Source organism: Idiomarina sp. Sol25, from assembly GCF_033052775.1.
Taxonomy (GTDB): Bacteria; Pseudomonadota; Gammaproteobacteria; order Enterobacterales; family Alteromonadaceae; genus Idiomarina.
The window spans coordinates 1-271 of the sequence record NZ_JAUPEW010000118.1 but is presented as its reverse complement, the minus strand read 5'-3'; the positions used below and the strand labels follow the sequence as shown (position 1 = coordinate 271).

The window sequence follows — 271 nt, the reverse complement described above, 5'->3', positions numbered from 1 at the left end:
CTTTCTCCCCGCTTTTCGCCCAGTCTAACCAGCCATAATCCTGACAATGCGCTCGATAATACACATCATAGCTCTTGCTCAGTTCACCTGTAAGTTCAATCGCAATCGCCTCTATTTTAGTTGTCTCATCGTCACTGCCACTGATCTCACCATTGGATTTCCAATCCTGCCAGCCTGCATTTTGTGTATATGTTCTGTATTTAATATCCCCTTGAATCGATGAATTGCTAAGTTCAATCGCAATCGCTTCTATTCCTTTTGATTTTCCGAC

General features: G+C 42.8%; 1 protein-coding gene. It reads right to left on the bottom strand.

The genetic code is table 11. The features are described 5' to 3' along the window. On the bottom strand, positions 1 to 271 hold a 271-nt coding region (locus tag Q5L94_RS13695), incomplete at both ends, for a hypothetical protein (protein ID WP_317498908.1).